The sequence below is a fragment of the Pediococcus ethanolidurans genome (genome assembly GCF_964062635.1).
Lineage (GTDB): Bacteria > Bacillota > Bacilli > Lactobacillales > Lactobacillaceae > Pediococcus > Pediococcus ethanolidurans.
Genome location: NZ_OZ061250.1, coordinates 963,548 through 983,656 on the forward strand (window position 1 = coordinate 963,548; position 20,109 = coordinate 983,656).

A 20,109-nucleotide genomic window follows, 5' to 3' on the forward strand; every position below is an offset into this window, starting at 1 on the left:
GAAAAATTATAGGAGGTCAATTGAAATGAAAATTCAGTTTGATTCTGCCGCGGCAAATAAAGTTCAAAAACATTTAGATGAATCAAAAAAATTATTGTTAACGTTTGAGGATGGTGTGGGTGCCTATTCGCAACATGCCATGATTCATATGCAAGTGCAGTTTACAATTAATATTGTGGGTAATGATATGCCAATTGATGGTTATAATGCCGTTGTTCATTCGAATATTGGTGATTTATTAATTAAAGATTATTCAGCAGCAGATTTGGAAGAAAACATGACTATCAAGTTGAACTCACATCTTGGCACCCTGCAACTGACCGGAGATGGCGGTGCAATCGATGACAATGTTGGATTTATTGATTTTACAGATAAAAATGGTCTCAAGAACAATCCAGTTAAATAAGTTGTTTTACCAAAAACTAACAATTATGACGAATTAAAAAAATTCGTGATGGTTGTTAGTTTTAATTTAGAAAAAGTTTGTGATGATTGCGGCAATTTATTCGTCTGATCCTAGATATAAAGCGGATTCTCCCTTGTTCCTTGCTAAAAATTCTTGTAGAATGGAGAGACTTACTACAGGGGAAGTGTCAAAATGGAAGAGCGATTTAAACAGGAATTTAGTTGGCCTTTATTTTTTAGTCCTTTTGTGTCTAGATTGGGCGATGCGTTATTTATTTTTGGGTTAAACTGGTTCATTGTAAAAGCGACCGGCCATGCTTCTCTTTTGGGAATTGTACAAGGAATTGGTGGGATTATCCTCGTGGCTGGCGATCTATTTGCAGGTCCCATGGTAGATAAATATAATCGCAAACTAATCATGCTTATGGCAGACGCCGTCAGTTTTTTTGCCTGTTTAATCATGGCGGTCATTATGGATGTAAATGAACCTGTTTTTTATCAGTTAGTTTTGTTAACCTGTGTAATTGATATCGGATTGGCCTTTAATTTTCCAGCTGCTAAGGCGGTGATTCCGGAAATAATTCGTAGCGACAAACTATCAATTTTTAATTCTTGGTCAAATACTGGGTTAACATTGGCTGACATTATCGCACCACTTTTTGGCGGCTTTTTGTTGACGTTACACTGGATTAATTTTAAATCGTTTTTGATTATTAATGCGTTATCCTTTTTATTGTCATTTATTTTCACGTGGGTTTTAAAATATACGCCTGAAAAGGATCACACTAAGGAAACGATGCCCATTTTACAGAGTTTATCCAAGGGATTAAATTACGTTCGGCATAATCGTGATGTTTTTGGTTTAATTATCTTTGATGCTTTTTTGGCTGCAATGTATGCGGGCTTTACCTTACTTTTACCCTATGATGTTGATCGATATTACAATGGGGATGAACGGCTATACAGCTATGTGCTGACATTGGTAGCGGTTGGCGGCATGTTGGGTGGCCTTTCATTTGTTTTAGATAAACGTAAACCAAAAGTTAAAAATAATTATCAAGACGCATTTATTTTGGGGATTAGTTTAATCGTTACGGGCATTTGGGTGAATTACTTGCTATTACTGGCCATTGCGTTAGTCTATGGTTTTTATACAGCGCGAATGGGCGTCCGCATGATGACAATTGTTCAAAATGCCACCGAAGTTGCTTATTTAGGGCGGGTCTTTTCAATTTGGTTTTTATGTTTTGACAGCATGCATCCATTTGGATCCTTTGTGTTTGGTTTTATTTCAGACTGGTTTAATCATGGTACATTTTTCGTGCTTGGCGGATTAGTACTTTTCGGATTATTGGTCGTATACTTAATGGGAAGAACACCAGAATGAAAGAAGGTGTCGAAGTGGATTCGATTTTATATGATTTAGAATTTGCCAAAAACGATCAACGTTTAGCCAATGTTTTTCCAAAAGCACAAGAAACTTTTTACACAGGGTTTGTGAATAGTATTGGTGCCGATGGCGTAGTCCTTAACACCTTTGATGACACAGGCCAAGCGGATGGGGCAGTTTATGTTCAATTTGATGCAATTGATAATGTTGAATATGATAGTCCTGACTTAGATAATATGTTAGAAACCATTCAAATTGCAGAAACGGATCAGCTAATTATGGCAACTGATCAAATTCCTGATTTTGATAGTACTAGTGATCTAATCAAACAAGTTGTTGAAGCGGCATTTGCTAGCCACCAATTTTTAGTCTTAACTAGAAGTGACTTGCAGAACTATCAAGAAGGTACTGTGATGGCAGTTCATGAAAATGATTTTGAAATGACACTGGTTGATAAGTTTAATTTGATGCATCGTGTTGAAGCAACGATTAAATATACGGAAGCCGAAATTGTAGAATTTTCTGGTCGTGAATTGGCGGTTGAGTCTGCTACGTGGCCTAAAATTATGACCCAAACACCCAAAACGAGATTGACAGTTACGGATGAATCGAGCTTTTATGAAGTCCTAAAATCAGCCGAACAAAGTCAGACACTGATCACGATTAACGATGAAACAAAATCGACTAACTTTTTTGTTAGTACAGTGAATGCGGTTAATGAAGATGAAGTTTTATGTAATTTAGTGGATATGGCGGGTCAATTTGGTGGTTATTCTTTGATTCGAATGGATACGATTGCCAGCATTACGTTAAAGTCAGACTATCTACAGGTCATTCAAGCATTCGTTAACTATCAAAAAAAGCATCAAACCTTTGTCCAACCTGTTTTGAATGAGGAACGGTTATTTGATTCAACGGATGATTTATTTTTAGCTTTAATAAAACAAGCTGAGACTTTTTCACGGGTTCTCAGCATGACGTTAATAACGGGTGTGCGTGAAATGGGTTATATCACAGAGCTTGGAGCTGAAACTTTTCGCTTTCATGTGATTGATCCAGATTTGTATGTTGATCAAACTGGCGTGGAAGTTGCAATTGAGGATGTGGATGAACTCTCGTTTGATTTCTTAAATGCCGTGTTATTAGAAAATCATTTACGTGATAAAGGACTTTTGTAAGAAGGTGAGTAAATGGCATTCGATGTGATTCGTGGTGACATTACAAAAATGCGAGTAGATGCGATTGTTAATGCTGCTAACACAACATTGTTAGGTGGTGGCGGTGTTGACGGGGCAATTCATCAGGCAGCTGGTCCGCAACTATTAGCGGCTTGTCGGCCGCTTCATGGTTGTCAGACTGGTGAGGCTAAAATTACACCGGGGTTCAAATTACCGGCTAAATTCGTTATTCATACCCCAGGTCCAATTTGGCGTGACGGTACTCATCATGAAGCGGAGCTCTTGCATAATAGTTATTTAAACAGTTTGAAATTGGCTGAGAAAAATCAGTGTCAGAGTGTTGCCTTTCCATCAATTAGTACTGGAGTTTACCGTTTTCCACTGAACGAAGGAGCTAAAATAGCTGTTGCAACGATTTTAGAATTTTTGAAAACAGCAACCTTTGTCAAAGATGTGACGATGGTTTGCTTTGATGAGGGAACTTATGAAGCTTACTTGATGGCGATTAAGGCGGTTGAATGAGATTTTTTAAAATATAAAGAAGCCCAAAACATGCGATTCTCATGGTATGTTTTGGGCTTCCCTTTTTTCTTAGGACAGTTCCTTGAAGCAGCCTTTAAAAGATAAGAACGACTCCTGTGGGATTACAATCCCCCTCCGTCGTCCTTATCTTTTAAGAGCTAAACGCTTCAATCCGCTCACTTTTACTTGTTGTCCCTCATATAATTATTAATTCTTTGAATATCATCTGCTGTTGGGGTATACGAATTTATTTTAATATTGTGAATCTTTTCCACGGATAAATGAGTCCCGAACGCTACATCTGCATCTGTTAAGTCATGTTTCTTCTGATAACCGACAATCTCTTCAGCAAGTTTAGTTAAATCATTCATTACAAATCCTCCTAATGTGGTTGGTTCCCTTTACATTTAATGTACCATAGTTGAGGGCAAAAAGAACGTGAATTGTGTGTATTTTTTAAAGAAATTCGTCAAAGTGGGGGATAATTTGTTATAATGCAACTCAAGAGGGATTGAGGTGAAAAGCATGAAGTATCAAAATCTATTATTTGATGTGGACGACACATTATTAGATTTTAAAGCGGCTGAAAATCAAGCCCTTAAAGGATTATTTACAGAAATCAAATATCCATTAACAGACGATGTGGTCAGTTATTTTCGTGTTTTAAACGCAAAAATGTGGCAACGGTTTGAATTAGGTCAATTGGACCGCCAAACTTTAGTCAACACGCGCTTCACGAAACTTTTCGCACATTTTAACGAAGAGGTTGATGGCATCAAGTATGAGGAAATTTATCGTAGCTTTTTGAATCAAGGTCATCAATTAGAACCCCACGCCCGTGAACTGCTAAACGATTTAAAGGGACAATTTAATTTATTTATTGTTTCCAACGGCATTGCATCAGTTCAAGCACATCGTTTAAACGATTCGGGTCTAACTGATTACTTTAAACATGTTTTTGTTTCCGAAGAAGTTGGTTACCAAAAGCCACGGATCGAATTTTTCGATTACGTTGCGAAAAAGATTGCCGGATTTACACCTAAAAATTCGTTAATTATTGGTGATTCACTCACTTCGGATATCCAAGGCGGCGTGAACGCAGGCATTGATTCAGTCTGGTTTAATCCTAAGTTGCAACCAAATCATTCAACGGTCAGTCCTACATATCAAATTGACGATTTGCTGGATCTGCAGATGATTCTGTAATATTAAAATTTATGTTCAAATTGAACAAACAATCACTCATTGAATTCGAGAGTCTAAATCGAAAACAGTGGGCGATTGCTTTTTTTGTGCAAAAGAATATGAAAACTCAAGAAAATGTTAATTAATTGCATGAATTTTCAGGAAGTGCTATTATCTATTGTTAGAATTCTAACAATAATAATAGAGGTCATTATGGAAAAACATTTAGGTATTAATCGACAGTTACATATTTTGTCAAACCGAGCAACACGTACATTTAACCGCACGTTTTTAAGTGAAGATATAACTGGTAAACAGGGCGGCATTTTGCATTTTCTACTTCTGCGTGTAGGTAAGAAAGATATTTATCAACGCGATGTAGAGGAGTATTTTGGTATTCGCCGCTCTTCAGTCACAAGCTTACTGCAAGCTTTGGAAGAAAAAGGGTATATTACGCGAAAGGCTGTTGCCAAAGATGCGCGGTTAAAACAAATTATTTTGACTCCCAAAGCCTTAAAGTTTCGTAAAAATGTTGTGGCCGGAACGTTTGATTTTGAAAAACTTCTGCTTCAAGGAGTTTCAGACGAAGAAATAACGGCATGGCAAAAGGTTACTCAAAAAATGATTAAAAATTTAGAAAAACAAGATTCAGGAAGTGATAAACAATGATAAAACGTTTGGGACATTCAGTTCGAGAGTTTAAAAAGTATGCAATTATTTCACCAATTTTGGTCGGAATTGAAACGTTTATTGAGACCTTCATTCCATTTTTAATGGCTAGTATGATTGATAAGGGAATTATTCCTGGAAATTTAGGATATGTTGAAAAATTAGGTGGATTAATGCTGATTGGGGCCATTATTTCATTGGCATCCGGTGCCGGTGCTAGTTGGTTTTCCAGCTCAGCTAGTGCAGGTTTTGCGAAAAACCTGCGTCATGATCTGTATTATCATATTCAGGATTTTTCTTTTGAGGATTATGATCATTTTTCAACATCAAGTATTGTGGTGCGGTTAACAACGGATATTATGAATATTCAACAAGCGTTTCAAATGTTAATTCGAGCCGCAGCCAGAGCGCCATTGATGCTTATTTTCTCAATTGTGATGGCTTTTACTGTGGATGCACAGATGGCCATGGTGTTTGTTGTGTCGGTTCCGTTAATGGCAATTGGTTTAACAGTGATTATTTCGGTTGGTCGTCCCTTATTCAAAAAAGTTTATCAACGCTATGATGGTTTGAACCGTGTGGTGCGAGAAAACTTACGGGGAATTCGGGTTGTAAAAACATACAATCGAGCCACTACTGAAGACAAAAAGGAAGATCAAGCGTCTTCACGAATCTATGAAGTTTTCAGTAAAGCTGAACGTATTTTGCAGTTAAACAGTCCAATTATGCAGTTCGTTATGTACGGCACACTGCTATTTTTAGCATGGTTTGGTGCCAAACATATTGTTGGACACACCATGTTACCTGGGCAGCTAGTGAGTTTACTGGCCTACGCAATGTCAGTGTTGCAAAGTTTAAATATTCTTTCGAATGTGTTTAATCATAACCACCCGTGGAACGGGTGGTTTGCTCCCGGGCTATAAGCCCTATGTACCAGCCGGCGTCTCAAGGCGCTGGCTTTTTTTGTCAAAAGCCAAATTGCTTTCACCACTGTTGCCGCTGCTTTAAGCAGCGTTCGTATCACTTATCTTGACCCTTAAAAGGGTCTTCATATTCTTTGACACTTAACTTATCTACTGCTCGATCATGCTTTTCTTGATTCTGGATGTATTTCTTGATGGTTGATTCATTTAACCCCACCGTACTGACATAATATCCTTCTGACCAAAAGTGTCGATTGCCAAATTTATATTTTAAGTTGGCATGTTGGTCAAACATCATTAAAGCACTTTTCCCTTTTAAATATCCCATAAAACTTGAAACACTTAGCTTGGGCGGGATACTTACCAGTAAATGAACATGATCCGGCATCATATGTCCTTCAATTATTTTGACCCCTTTATATTGACACAACAAACGAATGTCACTTTGAAGATCTTGTCGATATTGATTGTAGATTATCTTTCTTCTATACTTAGGTGTAAATACGATATGGTATTTACATAACCACTTGGTATGCGCTAAACTATTTAGTTTATTCGCCACTTAGAATGCTTTCTTTCGTTTTTGCAATGTTGGCTTCGACACCTACATTCTAAATCTAAGTAACATTCTTTCGTATAACGAATTACTATTCCACCCGCATAGCAGGTGGTTTTTTGTTTCGCACGCTATCGCGAACTCAACTCGGTCTAAAGACAATAATCAAATGACAATTTCCTTGGCTTCCGCCCAACGAATTGATGAAGTTTTAACATATCACAGTACGTTAACTAATCCTAAGGACGCCTTAACTGATGTACCTAATGGTGGTATTGATTTTGAACATGTTGATTTTAGTTATGCCGACGATCATGTGATCCGGTTGCATGACATTAATTTGCATATTAAATCTGGCGAAACAATTGGTATTATTGGTGAAACTGGGAGTGGTAAAAGTAGTTTAGTGCAACTAATTCCACGATTGTATGATGTGAATAAAGGGAAGGTTAAGGTTGCCGATCAAAACGTTCGTTATTATGATATTAAAACGCTAAGAGACAATGTTTCTATGGTTCTACAACAAAATGTGCTTTTTTCTGGATCGATTGCGGATAATCTGCGCTGGGGGGATGAATCTGCGACGGATGCGCAACTAAAACACGCTGCTGAACTTGCGCAAGCTGATGATTTTATCCAAAGCTTACCAGATGGTTATGATACGTATATTGAACAGGGTGGCAGTAACGTTTCTGGTGGCCAAAAGCAACGATTGACGATTGCGCGTGCTTTATTAAAGAAGCCAAAGATTTTAATTCTGGATGATTCAACTAGTGCGGTGGATACGCATACGGATAGTTTGATTCAAAAAGCCTTTCATGAGGAATTGCCAGAGATGACTAAATTGATTATTGCGCAGCGTATTTCATCCGTACAAGGTGCTGATCGGATTGTCGTTTTAAACGAGGGAAAAGTTGATGCCGTCGGAACACATGATGAGTTGATGAAATCTAACAAGTTATATCAAGAGATTTATAATTCACAAATCAAAGGAGGGGACGATCATGCAAAGAACTAGAGTTGCGGGACGTGCACGGATTGAAGGGTCAGCCTGGAAAATTTTATGGCGGTTATTCAAATATATTCTGCAAAAAAGTCACTTTGCACTTTTTGTAGCCTTCTTTTCGATCATTGTTTCGGCAGGGGCAGCAGTTGTGGGTACCCTGTTTATTCAGCGGTTAATTGATGATTACATTACACCCTTAACCAAAGTCAGCAATCCTGATTTTACGCCACTATTTCACGTTATTTTATTAATGGGTGGTATTTATGTTTTGGGAGTGATTGGTACACTGTTGTATTCACAAATCATGATTATGACGGGGCAAAAATTACAGAAACGTATTCGAGATGATATGTTTACCCATATGCAGAAGTTACCGTTGCGTTACTTTGACTCAAACGATTATGGTGATATTATGAGTCGGTATACAAACGATGTGGATACTTTACGTCAAATGATTGAACAAAGTTTTCCAGCATTTATTAACGCTATTTTTAATGTGACTTTTACGTTGACTGCAATGATTGCATTGAGTCCGTTTCTAACGGTTATTAGTCTGTTAGTCTTTGCGTTAAGTATTTTTGTCGTTCGTTTTTTGAGTGGCAAAAGTAGTCAGTTTTTCCGATTGCAGCAGAAATCACTTGGAAATATTGATGGCTACATTGAAGAAATGCTAAATGGCCAAAAAGTCGTTAAAGTATTTTCACATGAAAAACAGTCCAAAGCCGGTTTTGATCTTCGAAATAAAGATTTGCGAAAAGATGCTAGTATGGCAAACGGTCTTTCAACAATGTTATTCCCTATTATGGGAAATGTCGGTAATATTTTGTATGTTTTAATTGCGGTGGTTGGCGGTTATTTTGCCGTAAATCATGTGACACCAATTACATTTGGTGAAATTGCGGCCTTCTTACAGTTGAGTCGTTCGTTTAGTCAACCAATTGCTCAAATTACTATGCAACTAAACTCAATTATTATGGGTCTTGCGGGAGCACAACGAATGTTTCAGTTGTTTGATGAACCAGTTGAAAAAGATTCTGGGAATACCAGTTTGGTGTACGTTTCAGAGGACGCTCAACATCACTTAGTTGAAACGAGTGAACGCACAGACCGATGGGCATGGAAAACGATTGAAAGTGATGGTAGCCAAAAACTTACACCAGTCAAAGGACACATTGTGTTTAATGATGTGAACTTTAGTTATGATGGCAAAAAAACGGTTCTTCATCATATTTCGTTGGAAGCTAAACCTGGTGAAAAAATGGCGTTTGTTGGGGCAACCGGAGCTGGGAAAACGACCATCACCAATATGTTGAATCGTTTTTACGACATCTCTAGTGGCAAGATTACCTATGATGGAATTGATATTAGGCAAATTCAAAAAGCAAGTCTGCGTTTATCAATGGGAATTGTTTTACAGGACACGAATTTGTTTACGGCCTCGATTCGAGATAATATTCGCTATGGTCGATTAAATGCAACGGATGAAGAAGTCGTGGCTGCCGCTAAATTAGCCAATGCAGATAGTTTTATTCGTGATTTACCGAAAGGCTATGATACGGTGATTGATGGTTCTGGTTCGGACTTGTCACAAGGGCAGCGTCAATTGTTGTCAATTGCGCGAGCTGCCGTGGCTGATCCACCAACTATGATTATGGATGAAGCAACTTCAAGTATTGATACACGAACGGAAACGTTGGTTCAATCTGGCATGGACAACTTGATGCGTGGTCGAACTACCTTTGTGATTGCCCACAGATTATCAACAATTCATAATTCTGATGATATTTTGGTAATTGAAGATGGTCGTATTATTGAAGAAGGAAACCATGAAGCCTTAATGCAAGAAAAGGGCGAGTATTACGAACTGTATACTGGAAAAACTATCTTAGAATAAATGTTAAGATTGCAAAATGACAATTAAGCTACCTATAGTGAATTAAACTGTTTAATAGCAATAACTGAGATTACTTTGGTACCTTTAATTATCTAGCAAATCAAAAAATCGTATTTAATACCCCGATCATGATAAAATGAAGGGGTATTTTTATATAGAAGAAGTTAAAGGTTGGAAGTATCAAAATTACTTCAGTAACTGTCGTTAAGTGGTTTAGTTCATGAAGAGTAGTTTAAATGCCGTCCTGCGGCTCATCTGGTCTGGAACGGGGTGGGCATGATTTGAAGCCAAGAAGAACACTTGTCTTCAAACTCGGCCTTATCCTAAGTAATAAATTACTAAGGATAATTTCACCCCTGAGACCAATCGCCTCCGGACTAAGAATGTTTGATACTTCAATAATGCTCAGTAACACTGATATAATAGGTTCTATATCGATGTGTTGATTACAAAGATTAGACTTAGTCTGGAAGCAAATGGGCTCAGTAGTGACATTTATCTTAGCGGGTTTCGCTTAGATAAAGGCCGAGCTTGGAGACATGGTTTGCGGCTTCAAGTCGTGCCCACTACGTTCCAGCCCAAATTTGCTGGAAGACGGTAATTTAATCTAATTTTGTTACCATGATCACTTTTGTATCAGACAACGAGATGTGTTTTGTAGTCTCAACCTTTAGATTTAGAAGAAATAAGAAAGAAGCGTAAACTAAAATGATTCAAATCCCTCAAAACATGACAGAAGTAAAAGTTAAGATTGCAGAACTGGAAGAACTTGGTCACACAAGTGATGAAAAGCAGGTTGTTTTTGAAGCCATTCAAGATAATGCCCAGTCTTTGTTAGATGAACAACTAGAAGGACACTATTATTCCTGCAAGTTACACGACGATACAATCACTATCTTTGATGTTATTCAAAAACCAATTGGTGAAATTAAATCACAAAATGCGTCGTTTGATGCTGATTTTCGCCAAGACGCCAATAAAATGTTGATTTACTTAGACACAGAAATTCGGCGTGTGATTAATCAGCGTTAATTGATCAAAGCCTAAAATTTTAAGTTAAGGAGTTTCAAATGACCATAAAATTAATTGCTAGCGATATTGATGGCACCTTTTTGGACGATCAGCATGAATTTGATCGTCAGCGTTTTCAAGAACAATTAAATGAAATGAATCAACGAGGTATTCATTTTGTGGTTTCGAGTGGCAATCAGTATCAGCATTGTATCAAGGTGATGGCTGGTATTGAGGGTGATCTTACTTATGTGATAGAAGATGGTGGATTAGTTGTTGAGAATGGTCGTGTATTAGTTTCTAGTCCAATTGAACCAGAGCTATGGCAGTCGGTGGTGGATAGCATGACACGCAAGCCCGTTTTAGCGGATGGCGTGATTGTCTTATCGGGACAAAAGGGTGCATACACAAACGTGACTCAACAAACTGAGACATGGGGCCGAACGCAGTATTTCTACGAAATGTTACAACACAAAGCACCACTGACTGAGGTTAATGATCAAATTTATAAAGTTGATGTTAATTGGCCGGGAATTGCGGATGTCCGTGACAAACATGCTGAGTTAGTAGCAGAATTTGGGGATCAACTAGCTGAGGTGATGAGTGGATATAGTGGCATTGATATTATTAAACCACATGTAACTAAGGCATATGGGTTGGAACAGTTACAACGAATTTGGAATATTTCAATGACTGAAACGATGGCCTTTGGCGATAATCAAAATGATGCGGCGATGTTGCAGGACGCTAAGTACGGTTATGCCATGAAAAATGCGGCACCGGAAGCTAAAGCAGTGACTTCATTAATCACGCCACTGGATAACAATCATAGTGGTGTCTTAGACATGATTGATAAAGTCTTAGAAGATCGAATTTAATCATTAACATTACTTTGAAAACCGATGCTTAAAACTTTAGGTTGAAATTTCGGCTTAAGTTCATTAGAATTGTAATGAAGGCGTCGGTAGTGTAATGGATAGCACATGAGATTTCGGTCCTCATGATGGGGGTTCGATTCCCCCCTGACGCATAAGGAAAATAATCGTAAAAGGCATTGGCAAAGATAAGCTAGTGCTTTTTTTGTGCATTACTAGTTACTACAGTAATTTAACTAAATTTTCTATTGAAGGTAAGACTGGCAGTGACATAATCTGTCATATTCTTTTAGTACAATAAGTTTATCCAAATACATAATTTGATAGACGGAGTGATAAAAGAATGAATAGGGAAAAAGTTATGAATTTAATTTTTGCAATCATGGCAATGGTAATGTTAGCTGCCTGCAAAAATCAAAACCAAAAACAATCGTCTTCAAAAACGGCAACTACAACGAGTCGATCAAAATCAAACACAAGTAAAAAGAAAAGTTCAAATAGAAGTAAGAAAGTTGCTCAAAGTTCATCGAGTGTTAAGAAGAATTTTTCAGAATCGACTACTATGAATTTTGAACAGATCAAACAAGGTGATTATAGTGGTCTGCAGGGAACGTGGACGGAACTTGCTCATAAAACCGGAAAAACTTTTGTCAAAGGTGGAACAGACACCCTTAGTGTTTTAAACGAATCCATGGTCAATGGACCAACCAAAGTCCAAAAACAAACCTTAACGGATATAGATGGCGAACATGCTTTGGTGTTCAAGACTAAAGATAACATTTTAACGGCCAGCTTGTCTGATGAAAATGTTGCGGTCAATTGGACGGTTAAATTTTATCCAAAAGGAACAACAAGTCAGTACCAAACAAATGATAATGCTGGTAAAAATTCTCAAAATTTGATTGTTATTTGGACGAGTAATAATTCATATACGGAGGTTTTTGCACAAACTTCCACTAAAGTCCCCGTCGTGAAAGCTAAAACAGTAAAAACCGGACTTAATCTTTCGCAAATATCAAAGAATAATTTTTCAAGTTTAGTTGGAACTTGGAAGAATAATCATGATGGCAAAGCTATTGTGGTTACAAGCAAAACAATGAATAAACCGTCTGATAGTAATGCAGCTTGGAGTAAGGGTGCGGTTTTAAGTGGAGCAGAACATAATGGCTATCCACGAGTAATTACTGCGGGTGAAATCACAGATGGCTATATCCAAGGTGGTATTGGTACATTTGATCCTAATGCACTTGGATCTAGTTTTGATCCGTTAACAATTATCCCTAAGAATGTTAAACTCTCAAATTCAGATGATTCGGATTATACGCGTGATCGTTTAATTCTTGGCGGTGGTCAAGGTGGAACCGGAACACAGGCTTATTATAAGCAGTAAAGAACGCTATGTAGTTTAAAAAATCTCATTCAATAAACTAGCGAATTCAGTTTATTGAATGAGATTTTTTTATAGTTTTATTAATCACTAGAGCTAGTTTGACTTGCTGAACTTTTTGAATGGCTGGAACTGCTACTAGATTCACTGCTTGAACTAGTTTTCTTTTGTGAACTAGCGCTTGTTTTGGTCGATGCACTGAATATTTTTTCGGCATCAGTTGAATTCTGCTTGGCAACTTTTGCAAGCGAGCTGGCGTCCCTAGCTGATTTAGCCCGTGCTCGTTTTAGAGAAGATGCCATCTTACTATTGGAGGATTTTTCGCGGGCCAGAGATGCACGAGCTTTGCTGATTGAGCTTCGTGCCCGAAAGATTGAAGAAGACTGGGCATTGGATCTATCTTTGGCACTAAGACTGGATTCAAACTTGGCAATTGAGGCTGATTCGGCCTTCTTTTCTTTGCGTGAACTGGCAGCACTCAGGGTCAGATTATTAGCTGGTGGTTCTGACTGTGCATGTCGAATGTAAACAAATGCGGTTGTTGCGATAAAAAGTATTGCAATTGCTACCCAAAATAGTATTCTTCGAATCGATTTTTTACCATGTTTACTGAGATGAGAATTTCTGCGGTTCATAAGTAGGATTGCACCCCCTTCAATCAGAATTTATATCTTGATTATAAACGATTTTGACTCAATAGTGTCGATATACTACGTATTATTAAAAAGTGAGCTGAAATGAATTTATTAATTGTAAAATAAGTTTATTTTAACAATTTTGTGTATTTATTCATAAAATAGTGAATAAACTCTTAAAATCTTGATTGATATTTAAAAAAATGCATATTTCACTTACAAAAAGTGCTAAAATAGGCAAGTATTTCTATTTTAGAGAGAAGGATTTGTTTTGGAAGAACTAGAAAACACAAAACAACATAAAATTGGGTTAGTTGGCTTAATTCTTATGGTGTTTACTTCCATTTATGGAATTTCGAATACGACGGTGGCCTACGATCAAATGGGTTATGGGGCTATTCTGTGGTATGTATTGGGAGCAATCCTATTTTTCCTTCCAAGTGTTATGATGTTTGCTGAATATGGTGCCAGTTTCAAAGAAGCTCATGGGGGCATTTATTCTTGGCTAGCGGGGTCAATTGGAGAAGAATTAGCGTTTATTGGCACTTTTATTTGGTTGTCAGGCTGGATTGTTTGGTTAGTTTCAGAGTCATCAAAAATTTGGATTCCGTTTGCCACAATGTTTACAGGACATGACACAACCCAATCTTGGCATTTCTTGGGATTGAATAGTGTTGAGACGATTGGCCTGATTGCGATCGTATTCATGCTTGCCGTTACTTTTTTTTCGACGCATGGCATTAATCAAATTGCGCGTTTTGCAGCGTTTGGTGGAATTATTACGTTAACTATCACGGCACTTTTTTTACTAATTAGCCTTGTATTGTTGGCAGTTCACAGTGGTCATTTGGCAGAACCTTTTACAGCAAGTTCAATTATTCATTCACCAAACGGTCAATTTGGTTCACCAATCGCCATCATGTCGTTTATTGTGTATGCTATTTTTGCTTATGGTGGGATGGAGACCATGGGTGGTGTTGTGGATAATGTGAAGGATTCATCGAAAACATTTCCGCGGGCCATGATCATCTCCACAATTATCATGTTAGTGGCTTATTCGCTGGGAATTTTCTTGTGGGGAGTAAGTGCTAATTGGCATGCCATTTTGGGCAATAAAACGAGTGATTTAGGTAATGTGTTATACGTATTGATGAATAATTTAGGTGTATCAATTGGTAAAACGTTACACTTGTCAGGAGCAGCTAGTGTTAATCTAGGCAATTGGTTTGCCAGAATTATTGGAATTGAAGAATTCTTATCTGATATGGGGGCTTTCTTTGTGTTAGTTTATTCGCCATTGAAATCCTTTATTATGGGATCGCCAGCCAAATTTTGGCCTAAGAAAATGACCAAATTAAATAAATTTGGCGTTCCTGCCTACTCGATGTGGTTGCAGGCTATTATCGTGGCCGTTATTGTTTTTGCAGTTTCTTTTGGTGGGAGTAATGCACAATCTTTCTACACGGTTTTACAGGACATGGAGAATATTTCTTCCGCCGTTCCATACTTGTTTTTAGTTGGTGCTTTCCCATTCTTTAAAAAACGAACCGATTTAGAACGTCCATTTGTTTTCTTTAAAAATAAGGTAATGACGTGGGCAATCACGGTTATCACATGGTTAGTCATTCTATTAGGAATCATTTTTACAGTGATTGAACCCTTATCAATTCACGATTATTACACTGCGTTCTGGACGGTGATTGGACCCATCTTCTTTGCACTGGTTGCTTGGATTTTTTACGAAGCCTCTGTGAAGAAGCGAAAGATTGATGTTCCGGATATTGATGATATTGATTAGTTTAAAAAAACTGATGTATCTACATTTTATTAAGAATAATTAGCACAATCTCACCACTTACAACGTGATGAGATTTTTTAATAGATAGTTTTTTTAATTTGGAAATAAAAAGAATAGTATTATTAAGATTAATAGAAATTGAAAAATATAACCTAAAGCAATGTTTGAAAGGAGAAAGCAAAAATGGCACAAGAGGCAGAATATATAAAAGCACATTATTCAAAATTTGAACAATTGTTAACCCAGTTTGTCGAGATTAGGTCGGTCAGTAATGCGGACGATGATATGACGGCATGTATCGATTTCTTAAAAACCACTTTTGAAAAATTGTTAAACGCCAAGGTTACACTCGTTAAGACGGCCGGACTACCATCGCTCGTTGCCCAAATTAACGGGACAACTGATCATACTGTTTTATTCTATGGCCATTACGATACAATGCCCGGTGGTGCGCGCGACCTATGGGAAACGGATCCTTTTAAACTAACATTGAAGAATGCAAGATATTTCGGTCGTGGTGTGGGTGACAATAAAGGTCAGTTGATGGCCCAAATTTTAGGCATCTATACATACATTCAATTACATGGAACATTACCATTCAATGTGATTTTTTTAGTAGAAGGTGAAGAGGAACGTGGGAGTGTCAATTTAAAAACAACGGTCTCAAGTTTGCATGAGACACTATTGAAGCAAGTGGAGTTAGCGGTGGTCGTAGATGGTTCCATTAATCAAAATGGCGAACATGTGGTTAGACTTGGTAATCGGGGTCTTTTTGGTTTCGAACTAATCACGAAAACGGGTGAAAATGATAATCATTCTGGTAATGCTGGCAACATTATGACTAGTGCAGCCATTAAATTGGTTGCTGTTTTAAGAAAATTATATGATTTTGACGAACAGCGCGTTTTGATTCCTAATTTTTACCAGGGTGTGCCGCAAGGAAAAGAAATTAAAACAGATTTATTAGAGGCGCTGCCATTTGATAAAAAGCAGATCAATTCTCAAATGGGTTTGAAAACTATCCCAGACAAATTGGAATTTTATCAGCGATTAATATATCAACCGACGTTTAATATTGCGGGAATTAATGGTGGCTATACTGGCAAAGGATTGAAGACGGTTATTCCACATCAAGCTAACGTTAAGATTGATTGTCGGTTAGTGGGCAACCAAAATATTGAAATAATTCGCAAAGGACTGGAAACAGTCTTAGCAGCTGAAATTCAAAGTGGCGAAGTTTCAATTAACTATTTAGGCGCAATTCCACCTAGTACCTCAGACTTATCTAAGTCACTGATTGACACTTTTGCTGCGATCATTAAGAAAGCAACTGGATCAGTGGTCATTGAACCGGTCATGGCTGGAACGGTACCAAATTATGTATGGACGGAAGTACTTAAAGTTCCGGTGGTTACAATCCCATATGCCAATTATGATCAACATAATCATGCGCCAAATGAAAATATGACTAAAAAGGATTTTATTGATGGAATCAAAATTTCATATGAATTAGTAAATAGTTTATTTAAATAAAAGAGGTAAGGTCTATGGAAGATAGTGCACTTTCAAATGTTCAGACGGAAACAAATAAACCAAAAGCAACGTTTATTTTAATTTATATCGCCTATATTGTTTTCTCTACATTAAAAATAAATTAAAAAAGGTGTTGACTTTTAATAATCGACTCTTATAATTAACCTCATCAAGTCGAAAGGGATGAAGTCGCATGACAAGTTTTGTTAAAGCTATTTTAAGTAATTTAGTCATTATTAGCTTATTAATTAAAGCGCACAGTTCTGTGACTTCAATCCTTAGCTAATAATTTTTTGGCGTTTCGATAAAAAAGGATAATTGAGTTACCCGCTGTGCTTCGTAAGAAGTGTGGCGGGTATTTTTTTATCTAATTACGAAAAAGGGAGCGGATTTTATGAATAAAAAATGGAAAGTTTCAGCTTTGTTTCTGATTGCAGCCACAGTGTTGGCAGGATGTGGAAGTAAGAGTGCCAGTGCAGGTACTCACGACTATGCGACCAAACAAACTTATAATTTAATGGCCAATACTGAGGTAGAAACGATGGATCCATCGCTTGCTGATGATTCAACTTCGCTTGCTCAATTGGAAAACACCAATGAAGGACTTTATCACCCCAGCAAAACGGGTAAGTTAATGCCCGAAGCAGCTAGCAAAACAACCGTTAACAAGGATGGAATGACCTATACGTTCACAATCCATAAGGGGATGAAGTGGAGTAATGGAGATCCGGTAACAGCCCAGAACTTTGTTTATGGCTGGCAAAGAAGTGTTAATCCGACTACGAAGGCACCCAATGCGTTTTTATTTGCACCAATTAAAAATGCAAATGCAATCATGAATGGGAAAAAGAGTGTCAAAACGTTAGGTGTTAAGGCTGTGAACAAAACAACTTTTAAAGTTACTTTAGCGAAACCGGCACCTTATCTAAAACAAATGACGGCTTTACCTGCATTTTTCCCACAGGATAAAAAAGTGGTTGAAAAGTATGGTAAATCTTATGGCACATCAAGTGATAAAACCGTTTATAACGGGCCGTTTGTTCAAAAAGGTTGGACGGGTAGCAATTTAACTTGGAAACTAAAGAAAAATACAAACTACTGGGATAAAAAGACGGTGCATTTGACCACTGTTAATATGCAGGTGGTACAAAATTCCAGCACAGCGCTTAATCTGTATCAAGTTAAGAAGTTGGATGATATCTCGCTGTCAGGTGAACAAGCCACACAAGAAAAGAACAATAAAGATTTCTATTCCTCAACGGCGAATTCAATGACTTATGCCGTTTACAACTTTAAGAACAAAGCTATGCAAAATATCAATATTCGCAAAGCCATCTCCCTTGTTTTGAATCGTAAGCAGGTGACTAGCAAGGTGTTAGCCGATGGTTCAATCACACCAAAAGGGTTTGTGCCTGCTAAATTAACTGAGAATCCAAAAACAGGGGCTGATTTTACAACTGATGCGGCAGTTGCCAACTCAGTAACTCAAAATAAAACCTTGGCTAAAAAATATTGGGCAAAAGGAATGAAACAGTTAGGTAAAACAAAGCTAACGATCAATTTGATGTGTTGGGATGAAGGATCTAACTCGCAGGTTGCCGAATATATGCAAAGTGAGATCAATCAAACTTTGAAGGGGGCCGATGTAAAAGAAAGTACTTTACCAAAGAAATCGGCAATTACGAAGATGTCGAGTCACACTGGTTTTGATATGGCGTTGACTGGTTGGAGCCCAGACTTTCTTGATTTGATGGATGTTTTGCAACTCGAACAAACTGGCAATCCTTATAACTTTGGGTCATTCAGTAATAAAACTTTTGACAAGTATATGAAAGTTGCTATTACCACGGATGCAACTAATAGTCAGGCACGGTATGACGATTATGTGAAAGCCGAAAAAGTTTTGATGAAACAACAGGGTGTGGCTGTGATTGATCAAGGGGCTTCAACCTATCTGCATAATCCTAAGGTAAAAGATGCAGTTTCAACAACTGATGGCGGAACTTATTTGAAGAAGGCCTATGTGGTTAAATAATTAGTTAGAAACTAAAGATTGAAAGTCCAAAACACATCTCGTTGCCTGATATAAAAGCGTTTTTTGTAACAAAATTAGATTAAAATGCCGTCCTATGGCTCACCCGGTCTGGAACGGGGTGGGCACGATTTGAAGCCAAGAAGAACACTTGTCTTCAAACTCGGCCTTATCCTAAGTAATAAATTACTAAGGATAATTTCACCCCTGAGACCAATCGCCTCCGTACTAAGAACGTTTGATGTTTCAATAATGCTCAGTAACGCTGATATAATAACCTTTATATCTCTATGGAGATTGCAATGATTAGACATAGTCTGGAAGCAAATGGGCTCAGTAGTGACATTTATCTTAGCGGTTTTTGCTTAGATAACGGCCGAGCTTGGAGACGTGGTTTGCGGCTTCAAGTCGTGCCCACTACGTTCTAGCCCAAATTTGCTGGAAGACAGCATTTTAGACTATTTTTTATAGGCTAATTCGTTTAACAGCAGTTATTTAAGCGATTTTGATACTTTCAACCTTTAGTTAGAAAATAAAAATTCTTCAAAGCTTGATGATAATAAAGCCAGTTTATCATTAGAGTTTTGAAGATTTTTTGTGTTAATTTGAGTTAGTTAGTGTAAAAATTGGTTAGTTATTATCACATGGCTGTGCTAGACTTTAAAAGGAATATTCTGTTACTGAGAAAAGGGAGTTTAAGAATTATGACTTTAGATGGCATTGTTGAAAACCTTTTGTCTGAAATTAATATGAGGACTCACCCTCGCGCTGATGGCATTAAATATCAGTTTAGAGAGTGTACATTTCCTGTGACGTTCACACGTGATGGGTACAAAGAAGCCGATGGATGTGCCATTTTTTTGATGGAACCAGACGGAAAGTATACTGTGAAAAAATTTGATAGTCGCTATATGGACATCAAGGATCCAATTCGCCAGATTTATCATGGTGCTATTTTTGATTGTGAAGAAGAGCCCACCAAAATGGACACTTTAATCGATGCAGTCGAAAAAGGTGTTTCTGAGACTAAATAAAGTTTCCAAAAGTGTTTTGATTCTAGAGAAATTTAGCCATTTCTCTAGAATTGAGATGCTTTTTTTGTTTGTAGAA

General features: G+C 37.5%; 18 protein-coding genes, 1 tRNA gene and 1 pseudogene. 17 read left to right on the forward strand and 3 right to left on the reverse strand.

What is annotated here, in order from left to right; translation table 11 throughout:
* Positions 1-25 precede the first annotated feature (25 nt).
* From AB3219_RS04795 to AB3219_RS04810, 4 genes are all read left to right on the forward strand, one after another.
* Entirely contained in the window at positions 26-406 is a 381-nt protein-coding gene (locus AB3219_RS04795) for an iron-sulfur cluster biosynthesis family protein (RefSeq protein ID WP_216754597.1), read from the forward strand.
* 192 nt (positions 407-598) lie between these two features.
* Positions 599-1,792, forward strand: coding sequence for an MFS transporter (locus AB3219_RS04800; protein ID WP_216754596.1), 1,194 nt, complete (start codon positions 599-601; stop codon positions 1,790-1,792).
* On the forward strand, positions 1,789-2,973 hold the full coding sequence (locus AB3219_RS04805) for a hypothetical protein (protein ID WP_216763085.1): 1,185 nt from the start codon (positions 1,789-1,791) through the stop codon (positions 2,971-2,973). Before AB3219_RS04800 ends, AB3219_RS04805 begins: the two co-directional genes overlap by 4 nt.
* A 12-nt stretch (positions 2,974-2,985) precedes the next feature.
* On the forward strand, positions 2,986-3,495 hold the full coding sequence (locus AB3219_RS04810; RefSeq protein ID WP_260365638.1) for an O-acetyl-ADP-ribose deacetylase: 510 nt from the start codon (positions 2,986-2,988) through the stop codon (positions 3,493-3,495).
* Positions 3,496-3,677: 182 nt separating this feature from the next.
* On the opposite strand, the gene AB3219_RS04815 is transcribed toward AB3219_RS04810, so the two are convergent.
* Positions 3,678-3,866: an LBP_cg2779 family protein gene (locus AB3219_RS04815; protein ID WP_057805458.1), complete on the reverse strand. Its 189-nt coding sequence runs from the start codon at positions 3,864-3,866 to the stop codon at positions 3,678-3,680.
* A 154-nt stretch (positions 3,867-4,020) separates the two neighbouring features.
* Between AB3219_RS04815 and AB3219_RS04820 the strand changes: the two genes are divergently transcribed.
* From AB3219_RS04820 to AB3219_RS04830, 3 genes are all read left to right on the forward strand, one after another.
* Positions 4,021-4,701, forward strand: coding sequence for a YjjG family noncanonical pyrimidine nucleotidase (locus tag AB3219_RS04820; protein ID WP_216754593.1), 681 nt, complete (start codon positions 4,021-4,023; stop codon positions 4,699-4,701).
* A 192-nt stretch (positions 4,702-4,893) separates the two neighbouring features.
* Entirely contained in the window at positions 4,894-5,349 is a 456-nt protein-coding gene (locus AB3219_RS04825) for a MarR family winged helix-turn-helix transcriptional regulator (protein WP_216754592.1), read from the forward strand.
* Positions 5,346-6,272: an ABC transporter permease gene (locus AB3219_RS04830; RefSeq protein WP_260365637.1), complete on the forward strand. Its 927-nt coding sequence runs from the start codon at positions 5,346-5,348 to the stop codon at positions 6,270-6,272. The genes AB3219_RS04825 and AB3219_RS04830 overlap by 4 nt, the downstream gene beginning before the upstream one ends.
* A 97-nt stretch (positions 6,273-6,369) precedes the next feature.
* On the opposite strand, the gene tnpA is transcribed toward AB3219_RS04830, so the two are convergent.
* Positions 6,370-6,834 carry an IS200/IS605 family transposase gene (gene tnpA / locus AB3219_RS04835; RefSeq protein WP_367369336.1) on the reverse strand — a complete coding sequence of 155 codons (465 nt, stop codon included), beginning with the start codon at positions 6,832-6,834 and terminating at the stop codon, positions 6,370-6,372.
* A gap of 163 nt (positions 6,835-6,997) precedes the next feature.
* Here tnpA and AB3219_RS04840 point away from each other — a divergent pair.
* The 6 genes and pseudogenes from AB3219_RS04840 to AB3219_RS04865 all read left to right on the forward strand — a co-directional run.
* Positions 6,998-7,846: pseudogene (locus AB3219_RS04840) on the forward strand (ABC transporter ATP-binding protein); the annotation flags it as partial.
* Positions 7,833-9,728: an ABC transporter ATP-binding protein gene (locus AB3219_RS04845; protein WP_216753401.1), complete on the forward strand. Its 1,896-nt coding sequence runs from the start codon at positions 7,833-7,835 to the stop codon at positions 9,726-9,728. The pseudogene AB3219_RS04840 and the gene AB3219_RS04845, both read left to right, overlap by 14 nt.
* A 708-nt stretch (positions 9,729-10,436) precedes the next feature.
* Positions 10,437-10,760, forward strand: a complete 324-nt coding sequence (locus AB3219_RS04850; RefSeq protein WP_260365925.1) for a hypothetical protein — start codon at positions 10,437-10,439, stop codon at positions 10,758-10,760.
* A 38-nt stretch (positions 10,761-10,798) separates the two neighbouring features.
* Positions 10,799-11,617 (forward strand): Cof-type HAD-IIB family hydrolase, encoded by an 819-nt coding sequence (locus tag AB3219_RS04855; RefSeq protein WP_216753398.1) that lies wholly within the window; start codon positions 10,799-10,801, stop codon positions 11,615-11,617.
* An 80-nt stretch (positions 11,618-11,697) separates the two neighbouring features.
* Positions 11,698-11,769 (forward strand) — tRNA-Arg (locus AB3219_RS04860).
* A gap of 206 nt (positions 11,770-11,975) precedes the next feature.
* Complete coding sequence (locus tag AB3219_RS04865; RefSeq protein WP_367369337.1) at positions 11,976-13,004, forward strand: DUF6287 domain-containing protein; 1,029 nt, start codon at positions 11,976-11,978, stop codon at positions 13,002-13,004.
* 80 nt (positions 13,005-13,084) lie between these two features.
* Here the strand turns inward: AB3219_RS04865 and AB3219_RS04870 are convergent, their stop codons facing one another.
* Positions 13,085-13,636, reverse strand: coding sequence for a hypothetical protein (locus tag AB3219_RS04870; RefSeq protein ID WP_216753396.1), 552 nt, complete (start codon positions 13,634-13,636; stop codon positions 13,085-13,087).
* A gap of 271 nt (positions 13,637-13,907) precedes the next feature.
* On the opposite strand from AB3219_RS04870, the gene yjeM reads away from it, so the two are divergent.
* From yjeM to AB3219_RS04890, 4 genes are all read left to right on the forward strand, one after another.
* On the forward strand, positions 13,908-15,434 hold the full coding sequence (yjeM, locus tag AB3219_RS04875; protein ID WP_260365923.1) for a glutamate/gamma-aminobutyrate family transporter YjeM: 1,527 nt from the start codon (positions 13,908-13,910) through the stop codon (positions 15,432-15,434).
* A gap of 183 nt (positions 15,435-15,617) precedes the next feature.
* Positions 15,618-16,967, forward strand: a complete 1,350-nt coding sequence (locus AB3219_RS04880; protein WP_216753395.1) for a M20/M25/M40 family metallo-hydrolase — start codon at positions 15,618-15,620, stop codon at positions 16,965-16,967.
* Positions 16,968-17,361: 394 nt separating this feature from the next.
* Positions 17,362-19,002 (forward strand): peptide ABC transporter substrate-binding protein, encoded by a 1,641-nt coding sequence (locus AB3219_RS04885; protein WP_216753394.1) that lies wholly within the window; start codon positions 17,362-17,364, stop codon positions 19,000-19,002.
* A 701-nt stretch (positions 19,003-19,703) separates the two neighbouring features.
* Positions 19,704-20,033, forward strand: coding sequence for a hypothetical protein (locus tag AB3219_RS04890; RefSeq protein ID WP_253953624.1), 330 nt, complete (start codon positions 19,704-19,706; stop codon positions 20,031-20,033).
* Positions 20,034-20,109 lie beyond the last annotated feature (76 nt).

What these genes read in the sequence shown, in the direction of transcription:
- AB3219_RS04830 (WP_260365637.1), top strand. Translation starts at nt 5,346, where the DNA reads ATGATAAAACGTTTGGGACATTCAGTTCGAGAGTTTAAAAAGTATGCA.
- AB3219_RS04885 (WP_216753394.1), top strand. Translation starts at nt 17,362, where the DNA reads ATGAATAAAAAATGGAAAGTTTCAGCTTTGTTTCTGATTGCAGCCACA.
- AB3219_RS04865 (WP_367369337.1), top strand. Translation starts at nt 11,976, where the DNA reads ATGAATTTAATTTTTGCAATCATGGCAATGGTAATGTTAGCTGCCTGC.
- AB3219_RS04810 (WP_260365638.1), top strand. Translation starts at nt 2,986, where the DNA reads ATGGCATTCGATGTGATTCGTGGTGACATTACAAAAATGCGAGTAGAT.
- AB3219_RS04880 (WP_216753395.1), top strand. Translation starts at nt 15,618, where the DNA reads ATGGCACAAGAGGCAGAATATATAAAAGCACATTATTCAAAATTTGAA.
- AB3219_RS04820 (WP_216754593.1), top strand. Translation starts at nt 4,021, where the DNA reads ATGAAGTATCAAAATCTATTATTTGATGTGGACGACACATTATTAGAT.
- AB3219_RS04795 (WP_216754597.1), top strand. Translation starts at nt 26, where the DNA reads ATGAAAATTCAGTTTGATTCTGCCGCGGCAAATAAAGTTCAAAAACAT.
- AB3219_RS04855 (WP_216753398.1), top strand. Translation starts at nt 10,799, where the DNA reads ATGACCATAAAATTAATTGCTAGCGATATTGATGGCACCTTTTTGGAC.
- AB3219_RS04825 (WP_216754592.1), top strand. Translation starts at nt 4,894, where the DNA reads ATGGAAAAACATTTAGGTATTAATCGACAGTTACATATTTTGTCAAAC.
- AB3219_RS04805 (WP_216763085.1), top strand. Translation starts at nt 1,789, where the DNA reads ATGAAAGAAGGTGTCGAAGTGGATTCGATTTTATATGATTTAGAATTT.
- AB3219_RS04890 (WP_253953624.1), top strand. Translation starts at nt 19,704, where the DNA reads ATGACTTTAGATGGCATTGTTGAAAACCTTTTGTCTGAAATTAATATG.
- AB3219_RS04800 (WP_216754596.1), top strand. Translation starts at nt 599, where the DNA reads ATGGAAGAGCGATTTAAACAGGAATTTAGTTGGCCTTTATTTTTTAGT.
- AB3219_RS04815 (WP_057805458.1), bottom strand. Translation starts at nt 3,866, where the DNA reads ATGAATGATTTAACTAAACTTGCTGAAGAGATTGTCGGTTATCAGAAG.
- AB3219_RS04845 (WP_216753401.1), top strand. Translation starts at nt 7,833, where the DNA reads ATGCAAAGAACTAGAGTTGCGGGACGTGCACGGATTGAAGGGTCAGCC.
- AB3219_RS04870 (WP_216753396.1), bottom strand. Translation starts at nt 13,636, where the DNA reads ATGAACCGCAGAAATTCTCATCTCAGTAAACATGGTAAAAAATCGATT.
- AB3219_RS04850 (WP_260365925.1), top strand. Translation starts at nt 10,437, where the DNA reads ATGATTCAAATCCCTCAAAACATGACAGAAGTAAAAGTTAAGATTGCA.